General features: G+C 63.0%; 18 protein-coding genes and 1 pseudogene. 16 read left to right on the top strand and 3 right to left on the bottom strand.

The genetic code is table 11. The features are described 5' to 3' along the window. Positions 1-393: pseudogene (locus tag IL54_RS23720) on the bottom strand (acetyl-CoA C-acyltransferase); the annotation flags it as partial. Positions 394-545: 152 nt separating this feature from the next. On the opposite strand from IL54_RS23720, the gene IL54_RS13795 reads away from it, so the two are divergent. Next, positions 546-2,216, top strand: a complete 1,671-nt coding sequence (locus IL54_RS13795) for a class I adenylate-forming enzyme family protein (protein ID WP_156106212.1) — start codon at positions 546-548, stop codon at positions 2,214-2,216. Between the two features lie 26 nt (positions 2,217-2,242). Next, the gene (locus IL54_RS13790) at positions 2,243-3,025 is read left to right on the top strand and encodes an SDR family NAD(P)-dependent oxidoreductase (protein WP_037476449.1); all 783 of its coding nucleotides are present in this window, start codon (positions 2,243-2,245) and stop codon (positions 3,023-3,025) included. A gap of 7 nt (positions 3,026-3,032) precedes the next feature. Here the strand turns inward: IL54_RS13790 and IL54_RS13785 are convergent, their stop codons facing one another. Beyond that, positions 3,033-3,737 (bottom strand): GntR family transcriptional regulator, encoded by a 705-nt coding sequence (locus IL54_RS13785; RefSeq protein ID WP_193378856.1) that lies wholly within the window; start codon positions 3,735-3,737, stop codon positions 3,033-3,035. Between the two features lie 129 nt (positions 3,738-3,866). Between IL54_RS13785 and IL54_RS13780 the strand changes: the two genes are divergently transcribed. From IL54_RS13780 to IL54_RS22295, 12 genes are all read left to right on the top strand, one after another. Then, positions 3,867-4,718 (top strand): fumarylacetoacetate hydrolase family protein, encoded by an 852-nt coding sequence (locus IL54_RS13780; protein WP_037478689.1) that lies wholly within the window; start codon positions 3,867-3,869, stop codon positions 4,716-4,718. A 53-nt stretch (positions 4,719-4,771) separates the two neighbouring features. After that, the gene (locus IL54_RS13775; protein ID WP_037476446.1) at positions 4,772-5,737 is read left to right on the top strand and encodes a VOC family protein; all 966 of its coding nucleotides are present in this window, start codon (positions 4,772-4,774) and stop codon (positions 5,735-5,737) included. After that, positions 5,734-6,474, top strand: coding sequence for an alpha/beta fold hydrolase (locus IL54_RS13770; RefSeq protein ID WP_076605511.1), 741 nt, complete (start codon positions 5,734-5,736; stop codon positions 6,472-6,474). Before IL54_RS13775 ends, IL54_RS13770 begins: the two co-directional genes overlap by 4 nt. Beyond that, positions 6,471-7,247 (top strand): SDR family oxidoreductase, encoded by a 777-nt coding sequence (locus IL54_RS13765; protein ID WP_037476444.1) that lies wholly within the window; start codon positions 6,471-6,473, stop codon positions 7,245-7,247. Before IL54_RS13770 ends, IL54_RS13765 begins: the two co-directional genes overlap by 4 nt. Position 7,248: 1 nt before the next feature. Beyond that, positions 7,249-7,803, top strand: a complete 555-nt coding sequence (locus IL54_RS13760; protein WP_037476443.1) for an NADPH-dependent FMN reductase — start codon at positions 7,249-7,251, stop codon at positions 7,801-7,803. A gap of 64 nt (positions 7,804-7,867) precedes the next feature. Beyond that, a complete protein-coding gene (locus IL54_RS13755; protein ID WP_037476442.1) occupies positions 7,868-9,031 on the top strand; it encodes an acyl-CoA dehydrogenase family protein in 1,164 nt (387 codons plus the stop codon). A gap of 9 nt (positions 9,032-9,040) precedes the next feature. Beyond that, complete coding sequence (locus tag IL54_RS13750; protein ID WP_037476440.1) at positions 9,041-9,499, top strand: hypothetical protein; 459 nt, start codon at positions 9,041-9,043, stop codon at positions 9,497-9,499. Next, positions 9,496-9,885: a MaoC family dehydratase gene (locus tag IL54_RS13745; RefSeq protein WP_037476437.1), complete on the top strand. Its 390-nt coding sequence runs from the start codon at positions 9,496-9,498 to the stop codon at positions 9,883-9,885. The genes IL54_RS13750 and IL54_RS13745 overlap by 4 nt, the downstream gene beginning before the upstream one ends. A 21-nt stretch (positions 9,886-9,906) precedes the next feature. Beyond that, positions 9,907-10,461, top strand: a complete 555-nt coding sequence (locus IL54_RS13740; protein WP_235209598.1) for a VOC family protein — start codon at positions 9,907-9,909, stop codon at positions 10,459-10,461. Positions 10,462-10,477: 16 nt separating this feature from the next. Next, positions 10,478-11,317, top strand: a complete 840-nt coding sequence (locus tag IL54_RS13735; RefSeq protein ID WP_081912913.1) for an alpha/beta fold hydrolase — start codon at positions 10,478-10,480, stop codon at positions 11,315-11,317. Then, positions 11,314-12,069, top strand: a complete 756-nt coding sequence (locus tag IL54_RS13730) for an SDR family NAD(P)-dependent oxidoreductase (RefSeq protein ID WP_037476430.1) — start codon at positions 11,314-11,316, stop codon at positions 12,067-12,069. Before IL54_RS13735 ends, IL54_RS13730 begins: the two co-directional genes overlap by 4 nt. 16 nt (positions 12,070-12,085) lie before the next feature. Beyond that, positions 12,086-13,003 (top strand): alpha/beta fold hydrolase, encoded by a 918-nt coding sequence (locus tag IL54_RS22295; protein WP_052027698.1) that lies wholly within the window; start codon positions 12,086-12,088, stop codon positions 13,001-13,003. A gap of 48 nt (positions 13,004-13,051) precedes the next feature. On the opposite strand, the gene IL54_RS13720 is transcribed toward IL54_RS22295, so the two are convergent. Further along, positions 13,052-13,576, bottom strand: a complete 525-nt coding sequence (locus IL54_RS13720; RefSeq protein ID WP_037476425.1) for an ester cyclase — start codon at positions 13,574-13,576, stop codon at positions 13,052-13,054. A 164-nt stretch (positions 13,577-13,740) separates the two neighbouring features. On the opposite strand from IL54_RS13720, the gene IL54_RS13715 reads away from it, so the two are divergent. Next, on the top strand, positions 13,741-14,193 hold the full coding sequence (locus IL54_RS13715; RefSeq protein WP_237748883.1) for a nuclear transport factor 2 family protein: 453 nt from the start codon (positions 13,741-13,743) through the stop codon (positions 14,191-14,193). 47 nt (positions 14,194-14,240) lie between these two features. Further along, positions 14,241-16,577, top strand: coding sequence for a membrane-bound PQQ-dependent dehydrogenase, glucose/quinate/shikimate family (locus tag IL54_RS13710; protein ID WP_037478676.1), 2,337 nt, complete (start codon positions 14,241-14,243; stop codon positions 16,575-16,577). Positions 16,578-16,584: the final 7 nt, after the last annotated feature.

Genomic DNA, 16,584 nt, shown 5'->3' with positions numbered 1-16,584 from the left:
GGCGCCGGAGTCATAGCCCATCACCGTGCGACTCATCGACTCAACGCCGCCGCCGATACCCGCGTCGATCATCCCGGCATGAACCTGCGCAGCGATCAAGCTGACCGCGTCAAGGCCGGTGGCGCAGAAGCGATGAATCTGCTGCCCCGCGACGGTCTGGGCATAGCCTGCCTGCAACACCGCCGCACGCGCCAATACCCCGCCTTGTTCGCCGACAGGCTGTGCCATGCCAATGATCACATCGTCGAGCAGCGCGGTATCGAGATTGTTGCGCGACTGAAGCGCCTTGAGCAACTGCGTCGCCATTTCGACCGAGCTTATCTCATGCAGCGCGCCATCCGGGCGGCCCTTGCCGCGCGGCGTGCGAACATGATCGTAGATATAGGCTTCCATCGTAAATTCCCGATCCGTGATCCGATATTTTGCTGTGTCCGCTCTTGGCGTGGGCGGCCCTGTCCGCACCTATCCAACGAAAGGCGCATGGACGGACGCACGCTGCAATCTGAAGGCCAATCGGGATCTACGGGTATTAGGAGCGGGCTTTCGTGGGCATCAAGGGCGAGAACAGCGCCGCAATTCGCATCTCTGCGACAACCCTGGGCGACCTGCTGATGAAGGGGTGGGACAAGGGCGGCGGCAAGGAGGCGCTGGTATTTCCGGGCGAACGCAAAAGCTATGATGATGTGGTGGCTGGCGTAATTAACCGCGCGCGCGGACTGAAGGCGCTGGGCATCGGGCGCGGCGACCATGTCGGCATCTTGCTGCCGTCCAGCATAGAATTTGTCGAGGCGCTGTTCGCCAACGCGATGTGTGGCGCGGTGTCGGTGCTGATGAACGCGCGCTACAAGGCGCCGGAAATGGCCTATGTCGCGCAAAATGCCGATCTGCGCGCGATCGTGACCAATGATTTGGTAACCGAGCATGTCGATTTCGGCGCGCGGCTGGTGGAGGCCTTTCCCGACCTACCGACAGCGGCCGATCCCGCTGCCCTGACCCTTGCAGGCACGCCGCTGCTGACGCAGATCATCATGCTGGGCGGGCGTTCCGCGCCCGGCTTCGTCGACCAGGCCCGGTTCGATGCGGCGGTACAAAGCGTCAGCGAAAGCGACATCCACGACACGCGCCTGACCGTGCGGGTGCGCGATACCGCGATGATCCTCTACACTTCCGGCACATCGGCCAATCCCAAGGGGTGCCTGCTCAGCCATGAGGCAGTGACGCGCGAGGCGAACAATCTGGCGCGCTATCGCTGGGGCTTCCAGCCTGACGAGCGGGCCTGGTCGCCGCTGCCACTGTTCCATATCGCGGCGATGCTGTGCATGTTGGGAGCGATGGATGTAGGCGGCACCTTTATCGGCCAGCCGCATTTCGACGCCGGGGAAAGCCTGCGCCAGATCGAGGCGGAGCAGGTGACGATGATGTTCCTGCCCTTCGTCACTTTCCATCAGGCGATGATTGCTCACCCCGATTGGGACAAGACGGATATGTCATCCGTCCGTCTGCAAAATAGCTGCTTTGCGTTCATGCCGGACCGGGTTGGGCAGGCCTATCGCGACAAGGCCCCAAATATGCTGCAAGTGGGCACCATGGGCATGACCGAGGCGACCGGCATCGTCACCACTGGCGGTCCAGCTATGGACCCGGAAATGGGTTTCAGAAAACTGGGCTACCCGCTCGCCGGGATCGAGATGAAGATCGTCGACCCCGATACCGGCGCGGAACGGGGCGTGGACGAGCGGGGCGAGATTTTGATCCGGGGCTATAATCTGTTCGACGGCTACTATCGCGACGCGGAAAAGACCGCCGAAGCGATCGACGTGGACGGATGGTATCATAGCGCCGACATCGGATCGATCGATGCGGACGGCCATATGATGTTCCATGGCCGGTTCAAGGATATGCTGAAAGTCGGTGGCGAGAATGTCGCAGCGGCCGAGGTCGAGGCGGTGCTGGCCAGCCACCCAGCCGTGCGGCTGGCGCAGGTCATCGGCTTGCCCGACGATCGGCTGGCCGAGATTCCGGCGGCCTATATCGAGCGCGATGGCGACGTCGCGGTGGAGCCGGACGAACTGATCGCCTACACCAAATCGCGCCTGGCGTCGTTCAAGGTGCCGCGCCACATAAGATTTATCGACGAATGGCCGATGTCGGCGTCGAAGATCCAGAAGTTCAAACTGCGCGCGGCGCTGATGGCCGAACTAGGCCTGAGCGACTGACAAGGCAGAAAAATAGGAGAGGTTGAATGCGGGTCATCATCACAGGCGCGGCGAGCGGCATCGGGCGGGCCTGCGCGCAATTGCTGGCCGCAGGCAGCGTAATCGCGGGCGAGCATCAGTTGCTGTTGGCCGATCGGGATGCCGCCAATCTTGAGAGCGTAGCCGATGCGATCGGACCGGCGGCGGCGACCTGCGTGGTCGACCTAGCCGAGCTGGATTGCGGCGACCGGATCGTCGCGGCGGCAATGGCGCATATGGACGGGATCGACGCAGTCATCAGCAATGCCGGAATCATCATGGGCGGGGCGCTGATTGATCTGCCCGCCAGCGACTTCGACCGTATATTCGCGATTAACACACGGTCCGCCTGGCTGCTGGCCAAGGCGGCGCATCCGCATCTCAAGGCCAGCGGCGGGGCGTTCGTGGCCACCGCATCCATGTCCGCCACCGCGCCGACGCCTGCGCTAGGTTTCTACTCGTGCAGCAAGGCCGCGTTACTGATGATGATCCGGCAGCTCAGCATCGAATGGGGACCGGACGGCATTCGGTGCAACACCGTGTCCCCTGGCCCGACCTATACGCCGATGACGGCAGCAGGCTATGACGACCCGGCGAGGCGCGACCAGCGCGAGGCGACCATACCGCTGCGCAAGCTGGGCGTGGCGGAGGATGTTGCCAACGCCATCCTATTCCTGATCGGGCCCCATGCGGGGCACATCAGCGGCATCGACATATTGGTCGATGGCGGGATGAGCAACATGCTGATGCCCGCCAGTGGTGGCGGCACCGGGCAGAAGCGGCAGAATTAGGATGGGGTCAGGCCGCCCGCACCTGTGTTTTCTGGCCCGGCAGGCGCATCGCGCCGTCCTGTGCATCAACCAGCAGGCGGGCGGTCGCCACCAAGTGATCGCCCAGCAGCGCGACCGCCCGATCGGCGTCGCGGCGCAACGTCGCGGTGACGATATCGCTATGTTCATGGACCAAGTCGCGCTCGCCGGTCGCCAGCGGGACGGTCAGGTAGCGATAGCGTTCCGATTGCGCGTAGAGCCAGTCGCGCATCCGCAGCAGCCAGGGGCTGTCGCAGGCGGCCACCAAAGCATGGTGGAATGCGCCATGGGCGTCGGCATAATCCTCGTTCAGGCGGGCAGGATCAGTGGGATCGCGGGTCGGCGTCTTGCTGAGGCGATGGGCGGCGCTGACGATCGCGGATTCCCAGTCCAGCCCGCCGCGTGCGATGGCGCGTCGCAGGCATTGCCCCTCTATATCGCTGCGCACTGTCACCAGATCCATCAGGTCGCCGATCGAAATCGGCGTCGCGCGAAAGCCCCGCGCATCGTCTTGCGTCACGAAACCTTCGGACGTCAGGCGCGACAGGGCTTCGCGCACCGCGCCCAGGCTGAAGCCGCGATTGTCGGACACGTCTTTGATATTGATCCGATCGCCCGGCACCAGCCGGCACGTCAGGAGATCGTCCCGCAATTGGCGATAGGCCCGCTCAGTCAGGCTCAGCTTCTTCATCATCGCCAAAGCCATAGCAGTTTTGAAACCAGAGGCAAATACAAATAGTATATTTCGGTTATCAGAATATATTTCATGTTGACCTGGACGGCGGCGGCCCTCACGGTGGCAGGGTATCAGGAGGATAGAATCATGCGTTTGGCTAAGGTTTCGAAAAATGGGCAGACCGGTTTGGCGGTCGATACCGGCGCGGGCGTCAAGGCGCTGTTCGGCGATGCCGCGCTCTATGATCTCGACGCGCTGATCGCGCAGGGCGGCGGCGCGCTGACGCAGGCAGGCTATGCGGTCGTGGCAGGCGGCAAGGATGTTGCCATCGACGATCTGACGTTCCTGCCGCCGCTGATCAAGGCGCCCAAGATCCTGTGCCTGGGCCTGAACTATAAAGACCATGCGGCAGAGGGTGGTTTCCAGGTGCCCGAATTCCCGACCGTGTTCGGCAGGTTCAATAGCAGCCTGATCGGCCATGGCGCGCCCATCATCAAGCCGCCCTGCTCCGACCAGCTCGACTATGAAGCCGAAATGGTCGCAGTCGTCGGCAAGGGCGGCAAGGATATCGCCAAGGAAGACGCGCTGTCGCACATCGTCGCCTATTCAGTGTTCAACGACGGGTCGATCCGCGATTATCAGCTGAAGACCCCGCAATGGACCGTCGGCAAGAATTTCGACGATACCGGCGCGTTCGGGCCATGGCTGGTGACGGCGGACGAACTGCCCGCGGGCGGCGCGGGCCTGAAGATCGAGACGCGCCTGAATGGCCAGACCGTACAGAGCGCCAACACGTCCGACATGGTGTTCGACGTGGTCGATACCGTTGCCCTGCTCTCGACCTGCTTCACGCTGGAGGCGGGCGACGTGCTGGTGATGGGGACGCCGTCCGGCATCGGCCTGGCGCGCAATCCCCCGCTGTTCATGAAGGATGGCGATGTGTGCGAAGTGGAGATCGAGAAAATCGGCCTGCTGGTCAACCCGATTAAGGCGGCCTGAGCAGCGAAAGGGCGGCGGCACGATCCGCCGCCCGACATGCCAAGGAGGACAGGATGAACGACAAGAGCATCGCCGGGCGGCGCGCCAATGTACTGGGCGTCCATTCGATTGACCATTTCGCGCTGGCCGTCCCGGATCTGGAGGACGCGCGCCGCTTCTACAGCCTCTTTGGTCTGGACGTGCGCGAGAGCGACGGCAGGCTGCATCTTTTCACACAGGGCAATCTTCATCGCTGGGGCGTCATCACGCAGGGCGCGGGCGCCAAGCAACTGCGCTATCTGAGCTTTGGCGTCTATGCCGACGAGATGGATGCGTTTGCCGCGCATCTCGATGCCTGTGGCGTCACCTATATCGACGCGCCTACGAGTGCGGACACGCAGGGCATCTGGTTCAGCGGCTTTGATGGCCTGCCGATCAATATCCGCCCGGCCGACAAGGCGACGCCGGCCGAAAAAAGCCATTTCTCCTTTGCCAGCGCCCCGCCCGGTCAGTCCGGCGCGATCCTCAACAGCCAGGCACCCAAGGTCCATCCCCGTCGCCTGTCGCACTTCGCGATCTTCACGACCGATGTGAACGCGGCCATCACTTATTATGAAAAGACGCTGGGCCTGCGCCTGTCTGACAAGAGCGAGCCGGGCGTCGCCTTTCTGCACGGCGTGCATGGCAGCGACCATCATCTGCTCGCACTCGTCCTGTCGGACCGACGCGGGATGCATCATAATAGCTGGGACGTAAGCTCCGTTATGGAAGTGGGCCTTGGCGGATCGACTATGGCGCGGGCGGGCTATGGTCCCAACTGGGGCGTGGGCCAGCATGTGCTGGGGGCCAATTATTTCTATTATGTCCGTGACCCATGGGGCAGTTTCAGCGAATATTCGGCCGACATCGACTTCATTCCCCATGACGTCGAATGGCCATCAGCCAATCATGCGCCCGAAGATAGCATGTTCCTGTGGGGGCCGGACCCCTTCCCCGAATTCATCCAGAACACCGAACCTGCGGAGGCTGACCTGCCATGACCACATTTGTTTTACTCCACGGCGGCGGCATGGGTGGCTGGACCTGGAAATATGTCCGCGAGCTGCTCGAAGCGCGGGGGCACAGGGTTTATACGCCGACCTTCACCGGCTTTGGCGAGCGCGCGCACCTGACCGGCCGGCATGTCGGCAACACGGTCCATGTGCAGGATATTGTCAACGTCCTGCATTATGAGGATCTGCATGATGTCGTGCTGGTCGCGCACAGCTATGCCGGGACGGTGGCGCCGGGCGTGATCGCGCAAGCGGGCGACCGCATCGCCAGCGTCATTTATCTGGACGCCATCGTGCCCCATTCAGGCGAGCGCATCGCGTCGCTGATGGGCTATGTACCCGAAGACCAACTCGCTGGCCTGGACGCGATGCTGGAGGCAGGCGAAGGGCCGATAGGCTCTGGCGTAGATGTGATGCAGCGGGACGCGGCCAAGACGCACCCGCATCTGATGGACGCTGACCGGCAGCAATGGCTGCTCGATAATCTCACCGACCAGCCGATGCGGGCGACATCCTGTGTCATTCCTATAGGGGCTGAAACGATCACCAAGCCTGTCGATTATATTGCGGCGGCCATCACCGTCATGACCGCGATGCATCATCGCGCGCGGGCGCTGGGCTGGACGATCCACGACCATCCGGGTGATCATGCGCTGCTGGTGGGCGATCCCGAAGGGACGGTCGACCTGATCCTGAAGATCGCAGCCTCTAAGGGCGCGCCATGAATATCGACGCGCTTTTTTCCGTGCAGGGCCGCGTTGCGCTTGTCACGGGCGGGTCGAGCGGCATCGGCCGCCATATTGCCACCGGCTACGCCGCGGCCGGGGCGAAGGTCTATATCTGCGCCCGAACCGAGGCCAAGGTGTTGGCGGCAGCGCAGGCGATCAGCGAGGTAACCGGTGGCACCTGCATCGGCCTGACCGCCGACCTGTCGACCCTTGCTGGGATCGACGCTCTGGTGGCGCAGGTGGCTGCGCGCGAAGACGCGATGCACATGCTAGTCAATAATGCCGGGACGATGGCCGATGCACCGATTGACGGTTATAGCGAGGACGACTGGGACCAGGTGATCGACCTGAACCTGAAGGCGCCTTTCTTCATCCTCCAGAAATTCCTGCCATTGTTGCGCGCGGGCGGCACGGCGGAGCGGCCAGCTTCGCTCATCAATATCGGCTCGGTGGGCGCGCTGAAGGTCGGGCCGAAAGAAAATTACGCCTATCAAGCGTCAAAGGGCGCAATCCACTGGCTGGCCAAGGGGCTGGCCAAGCGACTGGGCCGCGACAACATCACCGCCAATGTGATCGCACCGGGATTTTTCGAATCCGAGATGACGGTGATCGCGTCGGACGAGATGCGCAAAATGGTGGAGGGCATGGTGCCGCGCGGGCGCGTGGGGACGCCGGAAGATTTGGCCGGAACGGCCATCTATCTGGCGTCGCGCGCGGGTGCCTATGTCACCGGTTCGGTCATTCCGGTCGAAGGAGGATTGTCGATCTAATATGGGTCAACTTCATTTTGTGGCTATTGGCGGCACCTTGCGCGCCTTCTCTTCAACCGAGCGCGCGCTTCGCAAAGCACTAGCCCTTGCCGAGACACGAGGTGCGCGAACGACATTGTTATCTGGCGATGCCATCAACTTTCCGCTTTATTCGCCGGAAAATGCAGTTCGATCTGAGCTTGCCAGCGCCTATGTCGAAACGCTGCGGTCCGCTGACGCAGTCATCTTAGGATCACCCGGTTATCACGGTGCGATTTCCGGCTTTGTGAAAAATGCGCTGGATTATGTTGAAGATCTGAATCGGGATGATCGTTGTTATTTTGACGGCCTGCCGGTCGGCTGCATTGCCACGGCGGCGGGGTGGCAAGCCGCGGTCGCCACACTTCAACAGTTGCGTGTCATAACTCATGCCTTGCGCGGCTGGCCGACACCATTGGGTATTGCCATCAATACCATCGGTGAAACTGGAGACCCAGTCGAACAAAATCCCATTCCCGCCCATTTGGGCATGATGGTGGATCAACTGTTTCAATTTTATAATCGTTCGACCCTATAAGAGGATAGGTTCTCAAAGACCCTGACAGGTGCCCAATAGTCGGGCAAAGAGAACAGGAAAGACAATGGATTTTTCGCTCACCGAGGAGCAGCAGGCGTTTCGCGACATCGTGCGCCGCTGGGTCGATGTAGAGGCGCCCAAGGACTGGATGCGCGCGCTGGAGGCCGACGAGGAAAATTACCCCTACGCGCTGTGGGACAAGATTGCCGAGCAGGGCTTCTTCGGCATCGGCATACCAGAGGAATATGACGGCCTGGGCGGCGACGTCATGATGCAGATGATCTTCGCGCGCGAATTTGCGCGGACTGCTGGCGGACTGCTGTGGGTGTGGGGCCTGACATCCTTTGGCGGGGCCAAGACGATCAGTGCGGTCGGCACCGAGGAACAGAAGAACCGCTGGCTGCGGCCGATGGCGCAGGGCAAGCTGCGCGTGTCGCTTTCCATGACCGAACCCGATGGCGGCACCGATGTGCTGGGCGCAATGAAGACCCATGCCGAAAAGGTGGATGGCGGCTGGAAACTGAATGGGGCGAAGATGTGGACGACCGGCGCGAAGGCGGCCGACCGCCTGCTCGTCCTGGCCCGCACCGACAAGAATGTGGAAAAGAAGCATCACGGCCTGACCATGTTCTTCGTCGATGCCAAGACGCCGGGCATCACCGCGTCGCTGCTGCCCAAGCTGGGGATGCGCGCGATGGGGTCGTGCGAGGTCCATTATGAGGATGTGTTCGTCCCCGATGCGGACGTTCTGGGGCAACCGGGGCAGGCCTGGTACGCGATGCTGCCGACGCTGAACAATGAGCGGATCATGGTCGGCGCGCAATGCCTGGGCGCGATCGACGGGGTGCTGGAAGATGCGCTGGCCTATATGCTCCAGCGCAAGGCCTTTGGCGGCATCATCGGGCGGTTCCAGGTGTTGCAGCATTATGTCGCGAATATCGCGACCTGGCAGAAGACTACCGAATTGCTGCTCAACAATGTCGCGTGGATGCAGTCCAATGGCATGAATTGCGGCGTCGAGGCCAACATGCTCAAGATGGTCGCGACGGAAAATGCGGTGAAGGCCGCCGACCTTGGCATCCAGATATTGGGCGGCATGGGCTATTCGGCGGAAACCGACATGCAGCGTTACTGGCGCGATCACCGGATTTTGCGGATGACGCCGATCAGCAACGAGATGGTCCGCAACTCGATCGCCGAAAGCCTCGGCCTGCCGCGCTCTTATTAGGGACCAGCCATGAGCGATCTCGACACCCTGCCCCCCGCTCCCGACGCTGCCGGCATATCGCTGGACGGCACGACGGTCTTCACGATCAGCGCGGAAGAGAATGCCGCGCTGTGCCGATCCACCGGGATCGAACCGGCCAGCGACGGCACTGCCCACCCGATCTATTATTATGTCGCCACGCAGGTTGCGATGGGCAAGACCGTCGCGGGCGTGTGCGAAGCCTGCCAGTTCGATGTCGATGACGGTCCGATGATGGGCAGCAGCGGCGTCAAGTTCGACGCGCCGCTGATGGTCGGGACAAGCTACAAGGTGACGGGCGAAATATTGAGCCTGATCCGCAAGCGCAGCCGCAAGCTGGGCGTGATGGACGTGCTGACCTATCGCCTGCGCCTGCATCTGTTGGACGGGATGCAGGTTCTGGAAACCCATAATGTCTGGGTGCTGCCGCGCAAGGAGTTTGCCGCATGAGCTATGCCGTCGGCGACACGTTGCCGCCCTTCACGATCGAGAGCGTCAGCGCCGAAGCGATGGAGCAATGGGCGATTTTCTTGGCCGATCCTAACCCCATCCATCTGGATGTCGAGGTGGTGAAGGCCAAGGGGCTGGGCGACCGAGTCATCAACCAGGGCCCGGCGAACGTCGCCTATATGATGAACATGCTGATGCGCGCTTTCCCCGGCGGGCGGATCAAGGCGATGGATTCGCGCTTTCTGGACAATGTCTATGGCGGCGACCGCGCGACCGTGACCGGCACGGTCGCGACCATCGAGGGAAACAGCATCACCTGCGCATTCACGCTGGATGTCGAGGGACGGGGCACCGTCAATTCCGGCACGGCGACGATAGAAATCTAAAAATTCCGAGGAGATAAGATTATGCCAAGCGGACCTTTTGCCCATGTGTGCATGGTCGTGCGCGACCTGGACACCGCGATCGTGGACTGGACCAAGATCCTGCGCGTGCTGGACCCAGCCAGCCTGGAAAAGCGCCTGGTTAAATATGACGAATTTTCCAGCGGTGCGGACGCGGGCATGAAATGGGCGACCTTCGTCAATGACGGCGGCACGGAAATCCAGTTCATCCAGCCCGCCCCCGGCACGCCGATGGGCGACCGGTTGGACAAGGTGGGCGAGCATGTCCATCACCTCTGCTATTCGACCGACGATGTGCCAGGTGCCATGGAGAAGCTGCGGGCCGAAGGGTTGCACCTGCCCGGTGGCGGCCAGACCCATAACGACCCCGACATGACCTGGCAGAAGTGGAGCTGGATCGGCCACAAGAGCACGCATGGCGCGATGATCGAAGTGGCGTCGCCCTACGAGAGCCGCAATGACGGCAAATGGCACCATGCGCCGGGCAAGTTCGCCTATGCCGGTCCCGGCGAACATGAGTGCTTCGCCGAAATCGCGCCGCCGATCGCCGCCGAATAAGCACGGAGCGCCCGGCATGATGTCCGCGACCCGGATCAGCCTGCCGGGCGACGGCATCACCCTGGTCGCGGACGCCTATGGCGACCCGACCGCGCCGCCCGTATGCTTCTTCCATGGCGGCGGGCAAAGTCGGCGGTCCTGGGCCGGATCGGCGCGGCGGGTGGCACAGGCGGGCTATTATGGCCTGACCTTCGACCTGCGGGGCCATGGCGACAGCGATTGGGCCAGCGATGGCGACTATCTGCTGGAAGCCTATGGCCGCGATGTCGAGGCGATCCTGATGGCGCTTTACCGCCCCGTCGCGCTGGTGGGCGCGTCTCGCGGCGGCCAGTGCGCGCTGGTCGGCGGGTCGCGCCATCCCGATCGCGTGCGCCTCATCATGCTGGCCGACGTTGCGCCGCATATCGACGACGCCGGAGTGGAGGAGATACGCGGTTTCTTCCGCGCCAGTAAAGCGGGCTTCGCGTCGCTGGACGAGGCCGCCGATGCGCTGCACCGCCATCTGGGCCAGCCACGTGTGGCCGATGTGTCGGGCCTGGCCAAGGCGATGCGAACAGATGGCGAGCGGCTGTTCTGGCACTGGGATCCGCGCACGACTTCGCAGGAATTTCTGCATCCGCCATCCGAAGGCGAAGCGCTGGTGGCAGCCGCGATGCGCGTCACCACGCCGGTCGTTCTGGTGAAGGCGGAACTGAGCGAGATCGTGTCGGACGAGAGTGTCCGCCAGTTTCAGGCGCTGACCCCGCAACTGGAGGTCGAGGTCGCGCATGGCGTGGGCCATATGTTCACCGGCGACCATAATGACGCCTTTGCCGAACGGCTGCTCCGACATTTGACCACGTATCTGCCGCTATGAACCGGGGTGCGGCCTTTGTCGTCGGCGGTACGGGCGGGCTAGGCGGCATCATTTGTCGTCGACTCGCGGACGAATGGGATGGCGTGGCGATCGGCTACCGCTCTAGCGCGGACAAGGCGCGCGCGGTGATCGACACGCTGCGCGGACGCCAGGACCGAGCGATTGCCGTCCATGCCGACCTGTCCGACATGGCCAGCATCCAGAGCGGCTTTGCCGACGTCAAGGCGCGGTTCGGTGCGATAGGAACGGTGATTTTCGCCAGCGGTGTGGACATTGCCCAACCCTTCGTCAGTCAGATCGGCGAGGATCAATGGCGGCAGGTGATCGAGGTCGAATTGATCGGCTTTACCCGCATCGTCGCCGCCGCGCTGCCCCACTTCCGCGTGCAGGGTTTCGGCAATTTCGTATCGGTGGTGTCGGTCGCCAATTATTGCTTCCCGCCGGGCGATGCCCTGTCCTCGGTGCCCAAGGCGGGGATCGAGGCGCTGGGCCGCGCCATTGCGAAAGAGGAAGGCCGCTATGGCATCCGCGCGAACATGGTTGCGCCCGGCATCATCAACGCGGGACTGGGGGCCGAATTTCTCACCACCCTCTACACGCCCGCCATCTGGGAAGCGCAGCGCAAGCGGATCGCGCTCCAGCGCTTTGGCGATGGCGAGGATATTGCGCAGGCCGTTGCCTTCCTGGCGTCGGAGCGCGCGCGCTACATTACTGGCCAGACATTGATCGTCGATGGCGGCTTCAGCCTTTGAACGGATAGAGCGATCCATGCCGAAGTTCACACTGTCCCTGAACGTCGAAACCGCGGTCGATTTCGGCGAACCGATCCAGATCGCGGCAACACTGGCGATACCCGACAGACTGCCCGATGGCCCGATCGACCTGCTCGTTTGCCTGCATGGCGGCACCTATAGCCGCTGGTATTGGGATGCGCAGATTGATGGATGGCCGGGCTATAGTTTCGTCGATCATTGCTTGGCACAGGGCAAGGCGGTGTTGGCGCTGGACGCGCTGGGTATGGGCGAGAGCAGCCAGCCGGGCCGGGAAGATGTGTTGACACCCCATGTCGGCGCACAAGCGCATCATCTGGCGCTGGCGGCGGTTCTGGAACGGATGGAGGTCGGGGAATGGGGCGCGCATATCGCGGGGCGCACGCGGCGGATAACCGGCATCGGCCATTCGATGGGCGGAATGCTGACGATCGTGCAACAGGCGCAATGGGCCAGTTTCGATCAGGTCGCGGTACTTGGCTTTACCAATATTGGTCTGGCCATGTCGGACGAGGTGCAATCCGCCATCGGGGCGCAGGTGGCAGGGCCAGGCTATGGCGCGGCCAATCGCGCGGCGATGCACGGCTATTTCCATGCAGCAGACGTGCCCGAAACGGTGATCGCAGCCGACGATGCGCGGGCGTCGCTGACGCCCAACAGCTATGGGCGGCTGGCCATCATGCCCGGCGGCGTTGCGGCGGAGGCTGCCGCGATCGCCGCGCCGGTCTATCTGCATTTTGCCGACATCGACGTAAGCCCTGAACCCCATGCCGAACCGGCGGAGTATTGCGGATCGCGCCATGTCACGCTGACGACGCTGGCGGAAGCAGCCCATTGCCATAATTTCGCATCGACCCGGCTGCAAAGCTGGACGATGCTGCACCGGTGGATCGACCATATCGGTGCCATCGGCTGATGAAGATATTGCCCCGGCCACCCAGAAGGCGGCCGGGGCCACGCTTGCTTATTTATACGGGTCGACCGGCTGCGGCACCTTGATGACTTCCAGATCCTTGAGCATCGTCAGCACGTCCGAGATCGAATAGATATGGTCGATCTTGCCGTCGCGGAAGCGCAGCCAGGAGAACCACAGGACGTTGAGTTCGTTGCCAGTCGGCTGGACGCCCATATAGGGACCGCCGGTATGCTTACCATGATGATGGCACAGCACGCAGATTTCATCCTCGCCCCGGCCCCATGCCTTGATCGTGCGATAGATGCTGGGCGGGAAAGTGGTGTACAGGCCCTGCGGCGAGGTTTTCCAGACATGATAGGTGCCCAGGTCCGGCCGGTTTGGATTGTCATAGGTCATGGTGTCGGTATTGAAGAAGGCATCCATGCCGTCCCAGTCACCGCGATTAATGACTTCGTGCAGGTCCATCCAGTGATTGACCATATATGCCTGGCTGTCGGTCAGCCCGGCGGTGATTTCAGCCCGTGTCTCTGCGGACAGGACGAAATCGGCTTCGGTGAACGGGGCTAGACCCATTTATACTCTCCTAGATAAATGCTTGAGGCAAATTGGCCCGCTGACATGTGCCTGCGGTAACGCCTCATCCCCTGTCGCTATCCCTTCGACACCTACCCAACGAAAGGCGGCTGGCCAACCGGCCTGTGCGACCAATCATTCTATAGAATGAAGGAGAGTGGGTGATGCTGACCGTGCAGGAGATGTCGGACCGGTTCGAAATACAGGATTTGATCGTGGGCTATTGCTACGCGGTCGACAGCCGCGACTGGGATGCGCTGGACCAGTATTTCACGGCCGACGCGGTGATCGACTATTCCGAAATGGTCGGCGTTTCGGGCAGCCTGGCCGAGATCAAACAGTTTCTGGCGAGCAGCCTGACGCCGATCCTGGCGTTCCAGCACGGGGTATCGACCACCCGCTACAACATCGATGGCGACCGCGCGCAGACCAAGACCGTCTGCATCAATCCCATGACCGTCAGCGATGGCACGAACGCCGAGACGCTGGTTTTCGGCCTGTGGTATATCCATGATTATGTCCGCACGCCTGCGGGATGGCGGATCAGCCGCCTGTACGAACAGAAATGCTATCGCATGAACGTGCCCGACTGGCTGACCGCACAACTGCCTGCCTGATCGCATCCGTCGCCCCCTTCCCTGCCCCCGTGCGCCAAGGTGCCTTCATGCAACGCTTCCTTAATGCCGCCTTCCTGATCCTGCTTGTCGTGACGGGGTTTTCGCTTGCATGGCTTGGTGGGCGTTTGCTGATGCTCGGCGGATCGCCCTGGTATCTGCTGTCCGGGCTGGTCATGGTCGTCGTCGCGCTGCTCGGCTGGCGGAGAGCTCCGCTGTCGATCGCTTTGTTCTGGGCTTTTCTGGCGGCGAACCTCGCCTGGGCCTTGTGGGAGGTAGGGCTGGACGGATGGGCGCTGGCCCCGCGCCTGGCCATGCCGCTGTGCCTTGGCCTCTATATGCTGACCCCCTATTATCGGCGCCACGTCGGGCGATCCGCCCCGTTGCCGGGCGGACGTGTGCTGTGGCCCGCGCTGGCGCTGATCGTGGTGGCTGGCGTCGGCTTGGCCTTCTGGGCCGATCGCACGCCTGCCGCGGCGAGTCGGATATGGGGTCCGGCCCCCGCCAGCGCGGCCGATGGTGACTGGATCGCCTATGGCAACGACCGAGGCGGATCGCGCTATTCCGCGCTGGAACAGATCAGCCCGTCCAATGTCGGCAACCTCCAACCGGCGTGGACCTATCGCACCGGCAAGGTGGGCGACGGCAAACAGGGCACCGCCTTTCAGGTCAACCCGATCAAGGTCGGTAACCGCCTGTTCCTGTGCGCGGGCAATAATGACGTGATCGCGCTGGACCCGGAAACCGGGCGGCAATTGTGGCGGCATAATCCCAAGACCGACCTGGCCGGGGTCTATGGCCTGGTGTGCCGGGGCGTGACCTATTATCGAGTGCCCGGCGCTACGGGGGCCTGCGCCGAACGCATCTTCACCGCCACGCTCGACGCGCGGCTGATCGCGCTGGATGCCGCGACTGGGCGGCCCTGCCCCGGTTTCGGGCGCGGCGGACAGGTCGACCTGAAGACAGGGCTGGGCCAGGTGGACAAGGGCTATTATTTCGTCACTTCGCCCCCCGCCCTGGTGCGCGGGCGGCTGGTGCTGGGCGGCTGGGTAACGGACGGGCAGAAGATCAGGGAGCCGTCGGGCGTCATTCGCGCTTTCGATGCAGTGACCGGCGATTTCGCCTGGGCATTCGACATCGGCCGCCCCGACGACCATGGCCTGCCGGCGCCCGGCGCGACATTCACGCCCGGCACGCCCAATAGCTGGGCGCCGATGAGTTCGGACGAGACGCTGGGCCTGGTCTATGTGCCGACAGGCAACGCCACGCCCGATTATTTCGGCGGGCACCGGACGGCCAACGATGATCGCTACGCCAGTTCGGTGATTGCCCTGGACGGCATGACCGGCGCGGTGCGATGGTCGTTCCAGACGACGCATCATGATCTGTGGGATTATGACGTGCCGGCCCAGCCCACGCTGATCGACCTGCCCGGCGGGGTGCGCGGCCTGCTCCAGCCCACCAAGCGCGGCGAAATCTTCTTCCTCGACCGCGCGACCGGCAAGCCGATCCTGCCGGTCGAGGAACGCCCCGTGCCCCAGGGGGTGGTGCCGGGCGAACGCCTGTCGAAAACCCAGCCCTATTCGGTCGGCATCCCCAGCTTTACCGGGCCACGCCCGACGGAAAAGGGCATGTGGGGGCTGACCCCGATCGACCAGGCAATCTGCCGCATCCGGTTCAGGGAGGCGCGGTTCGATGGCGACATGACGCCGCTGTCGACGCAGCATCCGACGATCACCTGGCCCGGCTATCTGGGCGGGATCGATTGGGGCGGGGTCTCGGTCGATCCCCGGCGCGCGCTGATGATCGTCAACAACAACCAGGTCGGCAATTATAACCGCCTGATCCCGCGCGCAGAGGCCAACCGGCGCGGCATCAAGCCGATGAACGCCGTCCATATGGGCGATGTCGGTGGCCCCGCGGCGCAACAGGGCGTGCCCTATGCCGCGCAGATCGCGCCGTTCCTGTCGCCGCTTGCCATTCCCTGCCAGCAGCCGCCCTATGGCCGGATCAATGCCGTGGACTTGAAAACCGGGAAGATGGTGTGGAGTCGCCTGCTGGGCACGTCGCGCGACAGCGGGCCGCTGGCGCTGCCGACCTTCGTGCCGATTCCGATGGGGGTGCCCAATATCGGCGGATCGGTGGCGACGGCCAGCGGGCTGACGTTTATAGGCGCGACCCAGGAACATGCGTTCCGCTCCTATGACACAGCGACCGGCCGCCTGCTGTGGAAAGCGCGCCTGCCCGCCGGCGGCAATGCGTCGCCCAGCAGCTATTGGTCCAACGCCAGCGGGCGCCAGTTCGTGGTGATCGCGGCCGGTGGCCACGGCGCGATGCTGTCTGGTTCCAGCGACCAGTTGATTGCCTATGCCCTGCCAAAGAAATGATCGGCCG

Source organism: Sphingobium sp. ba1 (assembly GCF_000743655.1).
In the GTDB taxonomy this organism is placed as follows: Bacteria; Pseudomonadota; Alphaproteobacteria; order Sphingomonadales; family Sphingomonadaceae; genus Sphingobium.
This window is presented reverse-complemented; position numbering and strand designations above follow the sequence as displayed.